The sequence below is a fragment of the Aeromonas sp. S16(2024) genome, assembly GCF_041403065.1.
Classification (GTDB): domain Bacteria; phylum Pseudomonadota; class Gammaproteobacteria; order Enterobacterales; family Aeromonadaceae; genus Aeromonas.
This window is the reverse complement of record NZ_JBGLQX010000029.1, coordinates 1-17541: the sequence shown is the minus strand read 5'-3', so window position 1 is coordinate 17541 and position 17541 is coordinate 1. Positions and strand designations below refer to the sequence as shown.

At 60.4% G+C, this 17541-nt stretch carries 15 protein-coding genes, 1 tRNA gene and 1 riboswitch; of the genes, 9 read left to right on the top strand and 7 right to left on the bottom strand.

Annotation, left to right across the window (positions count from 1 at the left end; translation table 11 throughout):
- The first annotated feature begins 180 nt into the window (after positions 1-180).
- Positions 181-3618: an ATP-binding protein gene (locus ACB030_RS17790; RefSeq protein ID WP_371161642.1), complete on the top strand. Its 3438-nt coding sequence runs from the start codon at positions 181-183 to the stop codon at positions 3616-3618.
- 99 nt (positions 3619-3717) lie between these two features.
- Here ACB030_RS17790 and ACB030_RS17785 read toward each other — a convergent pair whose 3' ends face one another.
- Positions 3718-4602, bottom strand: a complete 885-nt coding sequence (locus ACB030_RS17785) for a LysR family transcriptional regulator (protein WP_371161640.1) — start codon at positions 4600-4602, stop codon at positions 3718-3720.
- A 207-nt stretch (positions 4603-4809) separates the two neighbouring features.
- Here ACB030_RS17785 and ACB030_RS17780 point away from each other — a divergent pair, with 207 nt between their 5' ends.
- The 3 genes from ACB030_RS17780 (at position 4810) to ACB030_RS17770 (ending at position 7635) form a co-directional block, all read left to right on the top strand.
- Positions 4810-5883 carry an alpha/beta hydrolase gene (locus ACB030_RS17780; RefSeq protein WP_371161638.1) on the top strand — a complete coding sequence of 358 codons (1074 nt, stop codon included), beginning with the start codon at positions 4810-4812 and terminating at the stop codon, positions 5881-5883.
- Positions 5884-5955: 72 nt separating this feature from the next.
- Positions 5956-6408, top strand: a complete 453-nt coding sequence (locus tag ACB030_RS17775) for a cyclophilin-like fold protein (RefSeq protein WP_371161636.1) — start codon at positions 5956-5958, stop codon at positions 6406-6408.
- A 33-nt stretch (positions 6409-6441) separates the two neighbouring features.
- Entirely contained in the window at positions 6442-7635 is a 1194-nt protein-coding gene (locus ACB030_RS17770; RefSeq protein ID WP_371161634.1) for an MFS transporter, read from the top strand.
- Between the two features lie 317 nt (positions 7636-7952).
- Here the strand turns inward: ACB030_RS17770 and ACB030_RS17765 are convergent.
- Positions 7953-8042, bottom strand: a tRNA-Ser gene (locus ACB030_RS17765).
- Between the two features lie 384 nt (positions 8043-8426).
- Here ACB030_RS17765 and ACB030_RS17760 point away from each other — a divergent pair.
- Positions 8427-9344: a L,D-transpeptidase family protein gene (locus ACB030_RS17760; protein ID WP_371161632.1), complete on the top strand. Its 918-nt coding sequence runs from the start codon at positions 8427-8429 to the stop codon at positions 9342-9344.
- 19 nt (positions 9345-9363) lie between these two features.
- Complete coding sequence (locus ACB030_RS17755) at positions 9364-10362, top strand: DUF481 domain-containing protein (protein WP_371161630.1); 999 nt, start codon at positions 9364-9366, stop codon at positions 10360-10362.
- Between the two features lie 63 nt (positions 10363-10425).
- Here the strand turns inward: ACB030_RS17755 and ACB030_RS17750 are convergent, their stop codons facing one another.
- From ACB030_RS17750 to ACB030_RS17740, 3 genes are all read right to left on the bottom strand, one after another.
- Positions 10426-11148, bottom strand: coding sequence for a MaoC family dehydratase (locus ACB030_RS17750; protein ID WP_371161628.1), 723 nt, complete (start codon positions 11146-11148; stop codon positions 10426-10428).
- Positions 11149-11401: 253 nt separating this feature from the next.
- Positions 11402-12343: a 23S rRNA (adenine(1618)-N(6))-methyltransferase RlmF gene (gene rlmF, locus ACB030_RS17745; RefSeq protein WP_371161626.1), complete on the bottom strand. Its 942-nt coding sequence runs from the start codon at positions 12341-12343 to the stop codon at positions 11402-11404.
- A 153-nt stretch (positions 12344-12496) separates the two neighbouring features.
- Complete coding sequence (locus tag ACB030_RS17740; RefSeq protein ID WP_371161625.1) at positions 12497-12985, bottom strand: C40 family peptidase; 489 nt, start codon at positions 12983-12985, stop codon at positions 12497-12499.
- A 276-nt stretch (positions 12986-13261) separates the two neighbouring features.
- Between ACB030_RS17740 and ACB030_RS17735 the strand changes: the two genes are divergently transcribed.
- Positions 13262-13984 (top strand): 4'-phosphopantetheinyl transferase superfamily protein, encoded by a 723-nt coding sequence (locus ACB030_RS17735; RefSeq protein ID WP_371161623.1) that lies wholly within the window; start codon positions 13262-13264, stop codon positions 13982-13984.
- Positions 13981-14829 carry a tetratricopeptide repeat protein gene (locus ACB030_RS17730; protein WP_371161621.1) on the top strand — a complete coding sequence of 283 codons (849 nt, stop codon included), beginning with the start codon at positions 13981-13983 and terminating at the stop codon, positions 14827-14829. The genes ACB030_RS17735 and ACB030_RS17730 overlap by 4 nt, the downstream gene beginning before the upstream one ends.
- Positions 14830-14960: 131 nt before the next feature.
- Here ACB030_RS17730 and ACB030_RS17725 read toward each other — a convergent pair whose 3' ends face one another.
- The gene (locus tag ACB030_RS17725) at positions 14961-15203 is read right to left on the bottom strand and encodes an Lpp/OprI family alanine-zipper lipoprotein (RefSeq protein ID WP_025327798.1); all 243 of its coding nucleotides are present in this window, start codon (positions 15201-15203) and stop codon (positions 14961-14963) included.
- A 223-nt stretch (positions 15204-15426) separates the two neighbouring features.
- On the bottom strand, positions 15427-16080 hold the full coding sequence (gene ribB, locus ACB030_RS17720) for a 3,4-dihydroxy-2-butanone-4-phosphate synthase (RefSeq protein ID WP_139438249.1): 654 nt from the start codon (positions 16078-16080) through the stop codon (positions 15427-15429).
- Positions 16081-16185: 105 nt separating this feature from the next.
- A riboswitch (FMN riboswitch) is annotated at positions 16186-16345 on the bottom strand.
- A gap of 209 nt (positions 16346-16554) precedes the next feature.
- Here ribB and purU point away from each other — a divergent pair.
- Positions 16555-17391: a formyltetrahydrofolate deformylase gene (gene purU, locus ACB030_RS17715; protein ID WP_043131177.1), complete on the top strand. Its 837-nt coding sequence runs from the start codon at positions 16555-16557 to the stop codon at positions 17389-17391.
- Positions 17392-17541 lie beyond the last annotated feature (150 nt).

Below are 17541 nucleotides of genomic sequence, written 5' to 3'. Positions count from 1 at the left end.
TTTTTTCTCACTTTGCGCGCTTTTCCGGACCGTTTGCTCAGGCTTTAAACGCCTTGGTCGAAATTCCCGCCATTCCCTGTGACCCGACGGGCGAATTTAAGATAAAGCCATTGAAATAGTTAGTCTTTAATCAGAAACTCACTCCGCTTAGTAACTGGATTCTCAATTGAAAATCACACCATGAAATGGATCTTTAGGCCTCGTGGGCTCAGACCACAGCTGATGCTGGCTTTCTTCATGTTGGGCCTGGTGCCCTTCCTGGTGGTCACCCTGTTTTTCCTCTATAGCCACGGCAAGGATCTCACCACCCAGACTTCCAACCATCTGGTATCGGTGCGCAACATCAAGAAGAGCCAGCTGGAAGACTACTTCGGCAACCTCAAGGAGCAGATCATCAACTTCTCCCAACAGGACTTTGCCGGCAACAGTATCGGTCGCTTCTACGGTTTCACCGGGGCCTTCGAAAAACTCGGCACCACGCCCCAGGAGGCTCGCGCCCGCGCCCAGGCCCGCTATGTGGCCGGCTCCTGGGACAAGCTGCAACAGCCGGACAGCCAGGTGGAGATCGAGCCCTCCATCAGCGCCCTGATCCTGGCAGACGAGATGTATGGCCGGGTGCATCAGCGCTTTCACCGCGGCTACGCCGACATTGTGCGCAAGTCCAACTTCAGCGACATCTTCCTGGTGGACCTCAACGGTGACGTTGTCTATTCGGTCACCAAGCACCCCAACTTCGCCACCAACCTGCTCTCCGGCCCCTATCAGGCCAGCGGCCTTGGCAACACCTTCGCCAAGATCAAGCGTCGCCTCGACGGCGGCCAGAAACCCCAGCAGATCTTCGAGTTCACCGACTTTGGCCGCAACGAGCTGACCGGCCAGGTGGTCGCCTATCTGGCCGCCCCCGTGATGCAGTACGACTATGTGCGCGGCGTGGTGATCTTCGAGCTGCTGCCGGACAAGCTCAACCAGATCATGGCGGAGCGGGAGGGGCTCGGCGAGACCGGCGAGACCATCCTCATCGGCCCGGACAAGCGGATGCGCGCCAACGCCTGGCTGGCCCCCGAATTCAGCGTGGAGAACAGCTTCAGCCCCGACTTCCGGCCGCTGCAGACGCCGCTCGTCATCAAGGCCCTCTCCGGCGAGCAGGGGGTCGGCCCCTTCCTCTCCTACCACGATGACGAGGTGCTGGCCGCCTACACCCAGGTCAAGGTGTTCGACACCGAGTGGGCCTTCATCGCCGAGATCTCCACCAGCGAGGCCTATGCCCCCATACGCCAGCTGGAGACCCTGGTGATCCTGCTGGGGGCGGGCTCATTGCTGCTGCTGATCCTCTTCTCCCGCTGGCTCTCCCACTCCATCACGGCGCCGCTGCGCTCCCTCACCGCCGCCGCCGAGCAGGTGGCCGACGGCGCCCTGGAGCACCCCATCACCATACCCCGCACCGACGACGACATAGACCGGCTGGCTCAGGCGTTCCGCCACATGCAGCGCTCGGTGAAAGACAAGATTGAGCTCATCGAGCGCCAGACCCAGGAGCTGCAACAGCAGGTCAAGCTGACCCACAAGCAGAACCTCAGCCTGCAGCAGGCGGACAAGCTCAAGGACGAACTCCTGGCCAACACCTCCCACGAGCTGCGCACCCCCATCCACGGCATCAAGGGGATGGCGGAGTCCATGCTTGCCAGCCAGCAGGATCTGACCGAGGGGCAGCAGAAGCAGCTCGGCCTCATCATCAAGAGCGCCGACGGCCTGGCTCGTCTCGTGGACGATCTGCTCGACTACCACCAGATGCGCTACGGCCAGCTGGAGATCCATCCCCAGCCGGTCTCCTCCAAGGGAGTCATACGGCTGGTGCTGGATCTCTGCCAGCACCTGGTGCAGGCCAAGCCCCTCACCCTGGTGGACATCAGCCCGGCGGAGCTGCCGCCGGTACTGGCGGACGAGCAGCGCCTCGAACAGGTGCTCTACAACCTGGTGGGCAACGCCATCAAGTACACCCCCCAGGGCAAGGTGGTGCTGAGCGCCCTGGTGGAGGGCAACTTCCTGCGCATCAGGGTGACAGACACCGGCATCGGCATCGCCAAAGATCATCTGGAACACATCTTCGAACCCCTGGTGCAGATGAGCCCGGAAGTGAGCAAGCAGGGGGCTGGGCTCGGGCTTTCCATCACCCGCCAGCTGGTACACCTGATGGGGGGCGAGCTGTTCGTGGAGAGCGAGCCGAGCGTCGGCTCCACCTTTGCCTTCACCTTGCCGCTCGCCAGCGGCAAGGTGGGCAGCCTGACCCTCGACAGCCGCCAGATAGAGCATCAGCTGGTGCGCCAGCAACCCCTCATCTTGCCGGACTGGGAGAGCGACGATCTGCCCCCGCCCCCACCAGACGCGCCCCTCATCCTGGTGGTGGATGACGAGCCCATCAACCTGCATATCCTGCGCCACCTGCTGCAGCCCTGCGGCTACCGCATACTGCCGAGCAGCGACGGCCACGACGCCCTGGCCAAGCTGGCCCAGGAGCCGGTGGATCTCATTCTGCTGGACGTGATGATGCCAACCCTGTCGGGCTTCGACGTCTGTCGCCGGCTTCGCCAGCAGCATCCCAAGGAGAAGCTGCCGGTGCTGCTGCTCACCGCCCTCAACCAGCCCAAGGACATCGAGGAGGGCTTCAACGCCGGGGCCAACGACTATCTGGTGAAACCCTTCTGCAAGGAGGAGCTGTTTGCCCGGGTCAGGGCCCTGCTGGAGGCCAGCGCCGGCCGCGCCTCCCTGGTGGAAAATCACCTGCTCAAGCAGGAGATAGAGCACCGCCTGCGCCTGCAGGCTCAGCTGCATCAGGATCAGGAGCGGCTGCTGGCGCTGCTCGGGGAGGGGGCAGACCCCATGGTCTTCATCGACGAGCAGGGGGTGGTGCTGTTTGCCTCCCGGGCCCTGGCCCGCTTGCTGGGCCAGGAGCCGGAAGCCATGGAAGGGCTGCCGCTGGACGAGTGGCTGGCGACCCCGCTGGCGAGCCAGTGGCCCGACATGACGGCGCACCCGGAGCAGGATCTGATCTTCCTGGTGGCGGGCCAGAAGGACGGGCTCAATGCCCGGGCCCTGCCCATCAGCCTGGGGGGCCAACACGCCTTCGCCCTCACCCTCAGCACCGAGCAGCGCCAGGATGACAACAGGGTGATGGCCCTGGAGAACGCCCTCAAGAGCCTGTCGCGCCAGGCCATCATCGAAGACGGCCAGTTGCTGGGTGAGCTGAGCCGGCTGGGGGGCGAGTTTAGATCGCTCGCGGACAACCTCATTCGCCAGCAGGATGACGAGCCCCTGCGCCGGGCCCTGGTGGACACCATGCGCCTCACCCTGGAGACCTGGCAGCAGAGCACTGGCAAGGGCAAGATAGTGCTGGCGGAGAAGAGCAAGCTGTGGCGCGTCTACATGGACAGATCCAGCCCCCAGACCCGCACCCTCGACAAATATCTGAGCCTGGACACCCTGCCCAAGGTCCCGCGCTGGAAGACGGTGGTGGCCAGCGCCGAATACGTGCTCAAGCAGTGCCCCTTGAGCGAGGTGCAGCAGCAGAGCCTGCACCAGAGCACCCAGCTGCTGCGTCAGCTCGCCAGCCGCAAGGGCTGAGCCCCGTCCTGCCCCACGCCATGGGGCCTCGCACAGGGCGGCAGGCTCGCCGGCCTGTCGCCGCCACAGGCAGAAACGGCCATCCTTCGGCGTCTGCCTTCAGAGTTTCAGCGTGTCGATGAGGGCTATCAGGGCGGGTGATACGTTGCGATGAGGATAGTAAAGATACATACCTTCCAGACGGTGGCTAAACCGCGGTAACACCCGGATCAAGGTTCCGCGTTCCAGTTCATCGGTGACCAGCTCCTCAGGCACATAGGCCAACCCCAACCCCATTCTTGCTGCCGCCGCCTCCATGTAGCTGTCGGAGAAGACCCACTGTCCCTGCGGTCGATGCTTGACGAGTTTGCCCTCCTGCCACAGTTCCCACTGATAGAGACTGCCATCGGCAAACTGGTAGGCAATGCAGGGGTGGACCGCCAGCTCGGCCGGCGTCTGCGGAAAGCCGTATTGCAGAAAATGATCCGGCGTCGCCACCATCACCATCTCCATATCAGGGGTAATGCGCACGGCCACCATCCCCTCGTCCACCTCGCCGCCCAGTCGCACACCGGCATCGAAGCGCTCGTCGATGATGTTCACGAAGCGGCTTTCGCTGATGAGCTCCAGTCGAATGTCAGGGTAACGCTGTCTGAAGATGGCCAGCTTGGGCAGCAGCACCTTGTCGATGGCGTGCTGACTGGCGTTGATCCTCACAGTGCCGGAAGGGGTGTCGCGAAAATGGGCTAGCGTAGCCAGCCCAGCATCCAGGGACTGAAAGCCGCTCAGTGCCGTGCGGTACAACTGCTCGCCAGCCTGGGTCAGTGACAGACTGCGGGTGGTGCGCACCAGCAGTTGCACCCCAAGCCTGGCCTCGAGCTCCCGGATGGTGCGACTGATCCCGGACTGGGCCAGTCCCAGTCTGGCTGCCGCCCGGGTAAAGCTGCCTTCCCGGGCAACCAGCATGAAGACGTGGAGATCGTTGTAATTCTCGCGGCTTGTCATCTTGTTCCACCCATCTATTTTCAGCCAACCATGGCCTGTTCAACGCCCATTGAACGCCACATTAAGAACTATTTCGCATTAATGTTATCAAAAAAGCCCGCCTAATCATCACCAGCAGTTCTAACTAGAATGCAGTGCCTGGGTCACAACACCATCAAGCCCTCCTCAGGACCACGAATCAGAAATCCGAATTCAAGGAGCTTTACCATGAATGTTCTCCCCAAGAAGCTGACAGCTGTCGCGTCTGCCCTGCTGCTGGGCGCCGCATTAACCGGAGTCTCCACCATGAGCCATGCCCAAACGGCCAATCCCACAGAACCTGTCTCCATGCTGACCCAATGGGACAAGACCTTTGCCCAGAGCGACAAGGTCGAGCATCGCAAGGTGAGCTTCAAGAACCGCTACGGCCTGACCCTGGTCGCCGACCTCTATCTGCCGAAAAATCGGGGGGCTGCCAAGCTCGCCGCGATTGCCTTGGGCGGTCCATTTGGTGCCGTAAAAGAGCAGTCGAGCGGTCTCTATGCCCAAACCCTGGCCGAGCGCGGCTTTGCCACGCTGGCGTTTGATCCCTCCTACACCGGCGAGAGCGGCGGCCAACCGCGCAATGTGGCCTCGCCCGACATCAACACCGAAGACTTCAGTGCCGCCGTCGATTTCCTCGGCCTGCAAAAAGAAGTAGACCCTCACCGCATTGGCATCATAGGTATCTGTGGTTGGGGCGGCATGGCCCTCAATGCGACCGCTGTGGATAAGCGGGTCAGAGCCGTGGTCGCCAGTACCATGTACGACATGACCCGCGTCATGTCCAGGGGCTACAACGACAGCATGACCCTTGATCAACGAACCAAGGTACTGGAGCAATTGAGTCAACAGCGTTGGCAGGATGCCGAAAAAGGTGCGCCAGCCTACCAACCCGCCTACAACACCCTTAAGGGTGGCGAGGCGCAATTTCTGGTGGACTACCACGACTACTACATGACCAAGCGCGGCTACCACCCGAGGGCGGTCAACTCAGGTAACGCATGGACCCAGACCACACCGATCTCGTTTATGAATATGCCGATATTGAGTTATATCAAGGAGATATCGCCACGTCCGCTGCTGCTGGTTCACGGTGAAAAAGCCCATTCACGCTACTTTAGCGAGACAGCTTACGCGGCAGCCAATGAGCCTAAGGAGTTGTACATCGTCAAAGGCGCCAACCACGTCGATCTGTACGATCAGGTGGACAAGATCCCGTTTGACAAGATTGAACTGTTCTTCCAGACCAACCTGAAGTAAGTGTCGAAAACGCGGCGGACCCTTAGCCGCGTTTTTCTCATCTGACTGATCCGCGCCCATGTAGGGAGACGAATGATGATCAGAGGCGTGTTCGCCTGTGCGATAACCCTGCTCCTGGTGGTGACCTGCGCGTCAGCCGCCACCCGAACAGCAAATCAGAACCCAAGAGAGACCATGAATATCAAGATGACGATCGCCGGCCAGATCATCACGGCCAGGTTGGAAGATAATCACAGCGCCCGGGACTTTTTCGCCATGCTCCCCCTGACGCTGCCGATCGAGGATTACGCCGAGACCGAAAAGATTGCCTATCTGCCGCGCCAATTGACCACGCTGGGCGCCCCAAAGGGCATAGACCCGGGCGTGGGGGATCTCACCTATTACGCCCCCTGGGGAAATCTCGCGATCTTCTATCGGGACTTTGGCTATTCAACCGGACTTATCAAGCTGGGGCGCATTACATCGGGTCTGGATGCCTTGACCGCCCAACCCTCAGGCACTCTTACTATTGAAGCCGTCAAATGACGCACCACCATTCCTTCAATATCAGGTCGTGAAATGAAGACTCATCATGCCGCTGTCGGATCCGCCCCCGTGGTACAAGAGCATTGGGGGGCCGTGGGGGCCATGTCCCTCTGCGTGGCCCTGCTGATCGCCGCAGAGTTTATGCCGGTCAGCCTGCTGACCCCGATCGCCCGCGATCTCGGTGTCAGTGATGGTCAGGCGGGCCTTGCCATCTCCATCTCGGGTCTCTTCGCCGTCATCGCCAGCCTGCTGGTCACCCGGGTCTGCGCCCACCATGAGCGGCGCCATGTGCTGATGGTATTGACACTGGTGATGCTGCTATCCCTCATCCTGATCGCACTGAGCCCCAACTTTGCACTGCTGATGCTGGCCCGGGCCCTGCTAGGGATAGTCATCGGCGGATTCTGGGCACTGGCCACCGCCACCCTCATGAGGCTGGTGGCCTCCGACTCGGTGCCCAGAGCCCTCGGTCTGATGTACACCGGCAATGCCGTCGCGACCGCCTTTGCCGCTCCGCTCGGCAGTTATCTGGGTGGCATCATCGGCTGGCGGGGCGTGTTCTGGCTGCTAACCCCGCTGGTGGTGCTGAACCTGCTGTGGATGGCGGCCAGCCTGCCCTCGATGCGAAGCGAACGCCGCGTGACACAAGCGTTGGGACTGCTTAAGCGGCCCAATGTGGCGATGGCCATGCTCGGCGTCATGCTCACCTTTGCTGGCGCCTTCTGTGGGTTTACCTACTTCCGGCCGTTTCTGGAGACGCGTACACAAACAAGCCTGCCGGAGCTCTCCTCCCTGCTGCTGGCACTGGGAATGGCCGGTTTCGTTGGCACCACAGTGGCCAGCGCCACCCTGCATCGCCACCTCTATCGGCTGCTGCGATGGCTGCCCCTGATACTTGGTCTCATCACCCTTGGCCTGCTCGCCATGCAGCACTCCTTCTGGGGCGTCGCGCTGATGCTGACCCTGTGGGGCGCCATCAATGCCGCCATTCCAGTGGCCTGGTCCGCCTGGATAGCCCGGGGGATCCACGACGCCCCCGAGAGTGGTGGCGGCCTCATCGTTGCCGCCATCCAGCTCTCCATCATGCTGGGGGCTGGCATCGGAGGCTGGCTGCTCGATCACTACACCATAGACGCCACCTTGACTGGCAGCGCCGTGCTGCTGATGGTGGCCACGCTGGTGGTAGGCAGCGGCAAGCGGCTGCAACCAGCCCAGATGAACGGATAACGGGAAGGACGGATGAGGATCCGCTCCCAGACCCGGCCCGCTCAGGTGCCGCACCTGGCCGCTCGAGCGATGTGAGCGAATGCCTACGGACTGGTCACGAACGATGACTCGCTTTTTCAGCCGCCTTGCGGCTGTTTTTTGTCTTGGACAGATGGCGGAGGGGAGCCCCGGGCGGGGCCTGTGCAGGCGACGATCACGGACAAGCTCAGCTCGCCAGGCAAAGGGGCGGCCCTGGATCCATGCCATGCGGGAGGACCGCACCACGACAGGCGTATAAACAAAAAACCCAACCTGTTGAACAGATTGGGTTCGATAAATGGCGGAGAGACAGGGATTCGAACCCTGGGTGGCATTGCTGCCACAATTGATTTCGAGTCAATCCCGTTCGGCCACTCCGGCATCTCTCCGCGGGCCCTCATATTGACCCAACCCGAGTCGGGAAATCAACGTAAATCTCGTTGTAGATCAGACGACTGGCTATTAAACCGTCAGCCTGTGGCGGATCACGCCCCTCCCCTTGCTGGTTGCTGCGCCCAGGCTGGCTGAGGCAGCTAGCCGCTCCCTCTGTGTCAGTAGTGGTCTCTTGGCCTATTCCCCCGCCACCGGCGCAGGATTATCCGCCTTTCCCTGAAAAACAGGGGGATGAGGGCCGAAAATCCCCCTCAGCATGCCTCAATCCGGCCCGTGAGGGCGCGGTCTGGCGCTGGTAATCCCCGGGCGATTGGTTGACAATCTCTGCTCATTTTTTGGGAGGGAAGCGCTTCCCTCGAGAACTGCCGATAGGAAAAACCATGCGCAATACCCGTATCGTCTCACTGCTGCTGGCCGCTGCCAGCCTCTGGACCGCGCCAGCCTGGTCAATAACCTATCCGCTTCCGCCGGCGGACAGCCGTCTCATCGGTGAGCTGGAAGACTACATAGTCCAACCTGGCGATCATCTGGAGCTGGTCGGCAAACATACCCAGATTGGCTTTTTGGCGCTGCTCGAGGCAAATCCCGGGGTAGACCCCTATTTGCCCACACCCGGCACCCGGCTGACCCTGCCGACCCAGATGCTGCTGCCCGATGTGCCGCGGGAGGGCATCGTCATCAACCTGCCGGAGCTGCGCCTCTATTACTTCCCCAAGGACAAGGCTGAGGTGATGGTGCTGCCCATCGGCATAGGTGACATAGGCCGCGAGACGCCCGAGATGACCACCACGGTCATCGCGAAGAATCCGAACCCGACCTGGGTACCCGGCCCCATGGTGCGCAAGTCCTGGCTGGAGCAAAAGGGCATAGACCTGCCGGCCGTGGTGCCCCCGGGCCCGGATAATCCCCTCGGCAAGTTCGCCATGCGCCTGGGCTATGGCAACAAGGACTACCTCATACACGGCACCAACAAGGAGTTCGGGGTCGGTCTGCGGGTCAGCGCGGGCTGTATCCGGCTGCGCCCGGATGACATAGAGACCTTGTTCAGCCTGGTGCCTGTCGGTACCCGGGTGCAGGTGATCAACCAGCCGGTCAAGATGGCGGTGGAGCCCGATGGCCGTCGCTGGCTGGAAGTGCACTCCCCCCTCTCCCGTACCGAGGAGGAGATGTCCGAGGGGGCGCCCCTGGTGCTCTCCCCCGAGGTCGAGCAGTTCATCGCGGCCCCCGAGATAGATGGCGCCCGGGTGACTGCCCTGCTCGACGACAAGAACGGGCTGCCCCGCCCCATCAGCGGCTAAGGCCCTCCCGGTGATCATCATGACGAGATGCGGCCTTCCCCTGCTGGCGCTCCTGTTGACCCTGCTGCCCGGCTCAGCCGCGATGGCGGACATACTGTGGATGCAGAACGGCGATCGCCTGACCGGCACCATAGAAGAGATCACGGACGAGCAGATCCGCATCAAGCCATCCTACAGCGAAGTCCTGACTGTCCAGCGCCATGCCATCAAGCGCTGGCGCCTGGACAAACAGGAGAAACTCAAGCCGCTGACCAAGACAGGGATACCCTTGCTGGACTCCCCTGACGAAGTCAATGCCTGGCTCCTGACCGGCACCGGCGATCTCAACATCAAGCTCAAGGAAAACACCAAGAGGACCAACAACGTCAACCTCAAGGTCTCCACCGAGCTGGCCAATCTGGACTGGCGCTACAGCCTGGATGGCGAGTACATCTATGAGACGGCGAACAACATCACCGACAGCCACGAATACAAGCTCAAGCCCAAGCTCGACTTCTTCTTTGACGAGAACTGGTTCCTGAGCTCCTCCGTCGACATCGACTACAACCTGATCGATGCCGGATATCTTGAAATAGACTATGCCTCTGGCCCCGGCTACCGCTTCTGGAATGACAAGAAACGCCGGCTTGAGCTCATCACCCAGCTCGGTCTGGAGCGGGCCTATTTCAGGCCGGAGGTGTGGAGCAACTCGGGTCTGTTCAACGAGCGGATCATCAACTACCCCTTCCTCAGCCTGGGGTGGGACTACCGTCAGCCCCTCGATCTGTGGCAAGAGAAGTTTGAACTCTTCAGCAAGGGGAGTTACGAGAAGTTCATCGACCAGCCCTCACCCTATCTGACCAGAAAGCAGTCCATCAGCGGCGGCCTGGGGCTTCGTTACTATTTCAACGATCACCTGCGCCTCTCCTGGTCGAGCGAGCTGGATTGGGACGATGCCTGGCTCGACTATCAGGACTCACAGACGAGCCTGAGCGAGAAGGAGTGGCGCCATATCATCACCCTGGGCGCCAGCTTCTAGGGACCCGGAAACGACACAGGCCCACCGAAGTGGGCCTGTGTTCATCGCCGGGAGGGACGGGGGTCAGAAATAGATCCGGGTGACCGACTCGATGACGCAACCGGGGCGACGGATCCCCTCGATCTCTATCTTGATCTCCTTGAGCAGCTCGAGCCCGCCCTTGATAGGGGTGACGCGCGACAGCCTGGTACGGGCACGGATGTTGCTGTCCACCTTGATGGGGTACGGGAAGCGGACCTGCTCCAGACCGAAGTTCACCACCATGCGGGCGCTCGGGAATTCCGGCGTCGCCTCGTCCACCGAGCCGGTGAGTTGGGGCAGCAGGGCCAGGGTCAGGAAACCGTGGGCAATAGTGGTCTTGAACGGCGACTCGGCCGCCGCACGCTCGGGGTCGGTGTGGATCCACTGATGATCCCCGGTCACCGCCGCGAACTGATCGATCAACCCCTGGCTTATCTGCAACCACTCACCCACATGGGTCTCTTCCCCGATCCGGGCCTGCAGCTCGGCGTAGAGGGTGGCGGCTTCACCACTCAGCTCCACCGGGTTCTCTTCGATCAGGGTCGGCTGGCTGTTGACCGCCTGAGCCTGGGATGCGCGCTGCTGCCGCACCAGCGACTGGTCGGCCTGCAGATCCAGCACTCGCCCCAGCAAAGGGTGAAGGTGTGCCTTTTGCTGAAACTCACGCCAGTAGTCACGGATCGCCGGAGAGAGCCAATCCTTGAGCTCAAAGGGGTGTTGCGCCAGGATTTCGCGCTTGTGCTTCAGAAAATCGACAACTTTCATGTACCGATCCCTATTCGATTCAAAGCCTGTAAAGAGGTCTAACCAGTCCCATTTTATGAAAGTTTCACAGGTAAGTACAAAAAAATCTCGGCGTACAACTGTACCGGGGATGAAAGTGGTCACTAACACGCAGGGAAAAACGGACAGGTATAAAGCGGAAAAACGATTGCCGTGACGGCTACTGGCCGGAAACCGTCAAGGCAGGAAAAGGAGGCTGTCTGGGGTATTTTTGCTCTCAACACCCCCTTTTTCCTCAGCGGCCGGGAGCAGACCACCAGGCGGTTCGGCTCGCTTCGTCCAGGAAGCTCCAGGCCAGGATCCGGCTCACCTTGTTGCCCTGCGCCATGTCGATCACCCTGACATCCTGAGCCCCCACCCGAGCCAGCGCCTTTCGTGCGGCAGGCAGATTCTCCTTTTTCGACACCAGCGAGCTGAACCAGAGGCACTGGCCTGAAAACTCCTTGCTCTGCTCTATCATGCCGGCCAGAAACGCCGCCTCGCCACCCTCGCACCAGAGCTCCGCCTTCTGTCCGCCGAAGTTGAGCACGGGAGTCCCTGTCAGCGCCTTGCCGAGGTTGCGCAGCTTGCGCTCAGTCCCCTTGCTCGCCTCCGCCAGAGAGGCGTGGAACGGCGGGTTGCACAGGGTCAGGGCGAAGCGCTCCTTCGGCCCCAGGACGCCGCGAAAGATCTGCTTGGGGTTGTCATGATGGCGGCACGCTATCTGACTGCCCAGACCATTGCTCGCCGCCAGCAGGGTCGCCGCCTTGACCGACACGGGATCGATGTCCGACCCCACGAAGCGCCAGCCATACTCACGGGCCCCCAGCAGGGGATAGATGCAATTCGCCCCGACGCCTATGTCCAGCACCCGCACCCCCTTGCCCTTTGGCACCTCCCCCGCACTCTCGGCCAGCAGATCCGCCACCCGATGCAGGTAATCGACCCGGCCCGGGATGGGAGGACAGAGGTAGCCCGGCGGCAGATCCCAGTGCTGGATGCCGTAGTGCAGCGCCAGCAGGGCCCGGTTGAGCGCCTTGACGGCGGCCGGATCGGCGAAATCCAGGGTCCGGGTGCCATGTTCGTTGACGAACAAGAAAGGCAGCAGCTCGGGAGTACGCTGACAGAGAGCATCAAAATCGTAAGGGGTCTGATGGCGATTGCGCGGGTGCAATCCGGATTTGTGCTGGGTCTTCATGCTGGGCCTGCCGAGGATCGAAGGGGGCCACACTATAGAGAGTCGGCCAGGGAAAGTCTAAACGAGGGCCATAAAAAAACCGGGCTTCGAGGAGCCCGGTTTAAGTGAGGTTGGAAAAACAGTCCGTACTGCGAGCCGTTTGTCCAGCCTGACTCAGATATCGATCCGGCGTGCCTGCCAGAACTTGCTGCGCCAATAGGCGTTGTCTAGCTTGGAGCGGGTCACCCCGGCGCGGGTGGAGGCGTGGATGAACTCACCGTTGCCGACATAGATGCCCACATGATTGAGGCGGCGGTTGATCTTGAAGAAGACCAGATCCCCTTCCACCAGATCCTGCTTGGAAACGCGGGTGCCTTCATGAACCTGGGAACGGGTATCGCGGGGCAATTCGATGCCGACGGCATTGCGGAACACTTCACGGGCGAAGGCGGAGCAATCTATGCCTCGCTGGCTGCTGCCCCCCATGCGGTAAGGGACGCCACGCCACTCTTTGTATACGGTCAGGATTTCGTTGACATCTGGTGTGGGTGAAACTTCGGGTTCAATCACGGGTTCCATCATGGAAACCTCGATCTTGCTCGCGACCTCGGTCTGGGGTGCAGAAGCACAACCCACCATTCCGAGCACGACCAGCAGTAGCATCAGGTGGCGCAATCCTTTATCCCCGCAAATAGAGTGAAACTTGTTAAAATGCAGCCCGACAGGGCAATTTATAAGGCAACAGCACCCGACTATATCCAAGAATTCTATCGAGGCAAGCGAAAATCCCTATCGACCTCACATTTTTGCAAGGAAATGCACTGTTTTGCATGATTAATGTGATCATGGCCAAACAATATACAATCGCAAAAGTAGCGGTTTTGCCCTGTCAAAACGGATCGTTATCGCTGTTTCGACCTCATTTTAAAGTGAAATATTATGCTCTATGCGGATCTCTATTTGTTAAAACCGGCGCTTATCGACGCCGAGCAGTTGATCGGGCTGCAATCAGAGCTCTCGCCGGACGAATTTCCCCATTGGCATGAGATCCGCCAGCCTGGCCGCCAGCGAGAGTACCTGCTCGGCCGGATACTGCTGCGCCGCCTGCTGGCCGAGCGGCTTGGCTGTCCGCCCGATGCGCTGGTGTTTCGCACCAGCGAGCACGGCAAGCCCACCCTGATCAGCCATGACTGGCAGTTCAATCTCAGCCACAGCGGGGACTGGCTGGTGCTCGCCCTCTGCCAGCAAGGTCCCCTCGGCGTGGATGTGGAGATGGGCTTGCGCCAGCGCCCCGTCCTGCCATTGGCCCAACGTTTCTATGCTCCTGAGGAATATCAGTGGCTGCTTGCCCTGCCATCCCGGGAGCAGGCCTCGGCCTTCTATCGGCTCTGGTCACGCAAGGAGGCGGTGCTGAAAGCCCAGGGGGCCGGCATCGCTGCGGGGCTCGACAAGGTGCGCTTTGTACCGGAAGAGGGGTGGCGGCTGGATAACCGGCTCGATACCCGGAGCTATCAGGTGCTGGACTGGCGTTTTGGCAGCGGCTGGCTGAGCCTCGCCGCCCCGACTCGCCAGATCAATGGCTACCTGCTGGACGAGCGCTTGAAATCCACGCCCCTGGACCCCATGTTGATCCACACCATTTTCCGAGAGTCAGCCTCATGATCGTCGACATCAATCCCCAGAACTTCCACGCCGAACTGATCGATGCGTCCATGAAAAAGCCGGTCGTCATCTATTTCCACGCCCCGCAGATGCCAGAATGCCAGGGCATGACCCCGCTGGTGGAGACCCTGGTCGGCCCGGCCAATCCCGCGGTCACCCTGGCCAAGGTCGACATGAACGATCCCCAGTTGCAACCCCTGGCCAGCCAGCTGGGTCTGCGCGCGCTGCCGGCGCTGGTGCTGTTCCATCAGGGGCGCCCGGACGAGCAGGCCATCCTGGAAGGCCCGCAGGATGAGGCCACCCTGCGCCAGTACTTCGCCGCCTTCGCCCCCAAGGAAGAGGAGCTGCTGCTCGAGAAGGGTCAGCAAGCCCTGGCTGAGGGTCAGGCAGATGTGGCCCATGCCCATCTCACCCAGGCCCACCGACTGGCCCCCGAGCGTCATGACATCAGCCTCTGGCTGGTGCAGGCTGCGCTGGATCTGGCTCTGCTGGATGAGGCGCAGGCCCTGCTCGCGGCCATCCCCATGGTGGCACAGGATGATCACTATCAGACCCTGAGTTCCCGCCTGGCCCTGGCGCTGCAAGCCAGCGACAGCCCGGAGCTGCGCGCCCTGGAGCAGCGTCATGCCGAGACACCGGACGACGACGCCCTCACCCAGGAGCTGGCGGTGCAATACAATCAGGTTGGCCGCCAGGAAGAAGCCCTGGCATTGCTGTTCAACATTCTCAAGCGTGACATGGCGTTTGGCGATGCCAAGAAGATCTATCTCGATATCCTGACCACCATGGGTGCACACCCGGCGGCGCAGAGTTATCGCCGCAAGCTTTATAGCCTGCTTTATTAATCGATGAAGAAATCAGGGGATGCCGAGCAATCGGCATTGCCTTGTTCAGGCAGGCAGTGCAGTAATAAGGGAAATGACGAATTTCAGGCAAAAAAAATGGCGCATTAAAATGCGCCATTTTTTCGCATGGATTACTTCTTGTAGGAAGTAGCCATGTTGTCGATGCGCTGGTTAGCACGAGCTGCTTCTTGGTTAGCAGTTGCGATATCAGCAGCCATCTTGGATTGATCAGCACGAACTGCGCTAACATCTTGAGCCAGTTGGTCAACTTTGTTAGACAGATTCTGAACGGAAGTTTCCAGTTCGCTGGTGTTTGCACAACCGCCCAGCAGGGCAGACAGACCAACAACACCTACCAACAACATTTTCTTCATTTTTAAAGCTCCCTTTAACTCGCCAGACGTTTAGCAAGCGGCGTGATTATGGCACAAATAAATACGAGTTTGGATAGGCCCCATCACAGATAAATGCATTAAAACCCTCATTTTTTTTTAAACGCACACTTTTTGTGCAAATTTAAGTCAAAAACGAGTGCACTGGATGAGGTTCGCACCAAGCGTAACCAAAAAATGCCCTTAATACAATTTCGTATGAAGCTTAAGCTGAACGTTCAGACAGCATTTGACGATATTGCACCAGATCTTCGATGGTCAGCACCGGCATCCGGTGCAGGCGACCGAAGGTCACCAGATCCGGCAACCTGGCCATGGAGCCATCGGCCTTGGTCAGCTCGCACAACACCCCGTAAGGCTTGAGACCGGCCAGCTGCATCAGGTCCACCGTGGCTTCGGTATGACCGCGCCGGGTCAGCACGCCGCCGGTGCGGGCACGCAGCGGGAAGACATGGCCCGGGCGATGCAGATCAGAGGGTCGGGCGCCGTCGGCGATGGCGGCCTGGATGGTGGTGATGCGGTCGGCAGCGGAGACACCCGTGGTGACGCCCTGGGCCGCTTCTATGGTCACGGTGAAGGCGGTCTGATAATGGCTGGAGTTGGCCTCCACCATCATGGGCAGCTCGAGCTGGCGAACTCGCTCGTCGGTCAGGCAGAGGCAGACGATGCCGGAGCATTCGCGGATCATCATGGCCATCTGTTCATTGGTCATGGACTCGGCGGCGAAGATGAGGTCACCCTCGTTCTCCCGATCTTCATCATCGGCCACCAGCACCCCTTGACCGGCACGCAATGCGGCCAGCGCGGCTTCGACACGGGCAATGGGATCACCAAATTCACTGAGTAGAGACTGATTCATGGTAAGACTCCTAAATAAGACAAGGACCAGAATCAGGGCATGGAAAGGCAGACAGAGATAGGTATGCAGCAGCCGGCCTGCGGGGAGCCATGACTGCAATATCTGTCTTATCCTCTTTCATCCGGACTGTGACCGTCGGCTCCGGCATCTCACCGGATCTGCTGACCCCGACCCCGGTTTGAAACCGGGGTCGGGCGCTCGCGGGCTCCCCGAGTCAGATCGGGATACCGCCGGTGGGGAATTTCACCCCGCCCTGAGAATAAGCGCAGACAGCCTAAAGAAAAAAAACCCAGGATACCAGCCCAAAACCCATCAAAGATGAATAGGATGCAGCACACCGCCCCCCACTGGCGACTTGCCACTCAGGTGCACGGCGCGCTGTCCTTTCTGATTTTGTTTATGGCATAGTGCCAGCAAAAACGTGCAGCCCGCGCAGACTCGGGCGCCAACACCACAAACGGAATCATGACAGAGATGGAAAAGAAAATACTGCTGACCGATTGCCCCGACGCCAAGGGACTCATCGCCAAGATCACCAACATCTGCTACAAGCACCAGCTCAACATCAACAAGAACGACGAGTTCGTGGATCACGAAAACGGCCGCTTCTTCATGCGTACCGAGCTGGAGGGTCGCTTCAATGACGAGACCCTGCTGGCGGATCTCGACGACGCCCTGCCGGCGGGCGCCCAGCGCCGTCTGGTCAAGGCGGGCAAGAAGCGCATCGTCATCCTGGTCACCAAGGAGACCCACTGCCTCGGCGACATCCTGATGAAGAACTACGCCGGCGCGCTGGACATGGACATAGTGGCGGTGATCGGCAACTACGACACGCTCGCCGAGCTGACCGGCAAGTTCGACATCCCCTTCCATGCCGTGAGCCATGAAGATCTCAGCCGCACCGAGCATGAAGAGCAGGTACGCGCCCTCATCGACGGCTACCAGCCGGATTACGTGATCCTGGCCAAGTACATGCGGGTGCTGACCCCGAGCTTCGTGGAGGCCTATCCGCGCAAGCTCATCAACATCCATCACTCCTTCCTGCCCGCCTTCATCGGTGCCCGCCCCTATCGCCAGGCCTTCGATCGCGGGGTCAAGCTGATCGGTGCCACCGCCCACTTCGTCACCGACGATCTGGATGAAGGCCCCATCATAGAGCAGGACGTGATCCACGTGGGCCATACCTTCAGCGCCGACGACATGGCCAAGGCGGGACGGGATGTGGAGAAATCCGTGCTGAGCCGTGCCCTGGAGCTGGTGCTGAACGAGCGGGTCTTCGTCTACGGCAACAAGACGGTGGTGTTCAAGTAACCCTGCCCGTCGTTCGACGCCCAGCAAAAAGGCTCCCGAGGGCTGTCTCTTATACAAAAATCCCCAAGCATCGCTTGGGGATTTTTTTGAACTTATCTCCCATTGCGTGATCTGAACCTTTCATCACTCTCCCTCTGGTTCTAACATGCC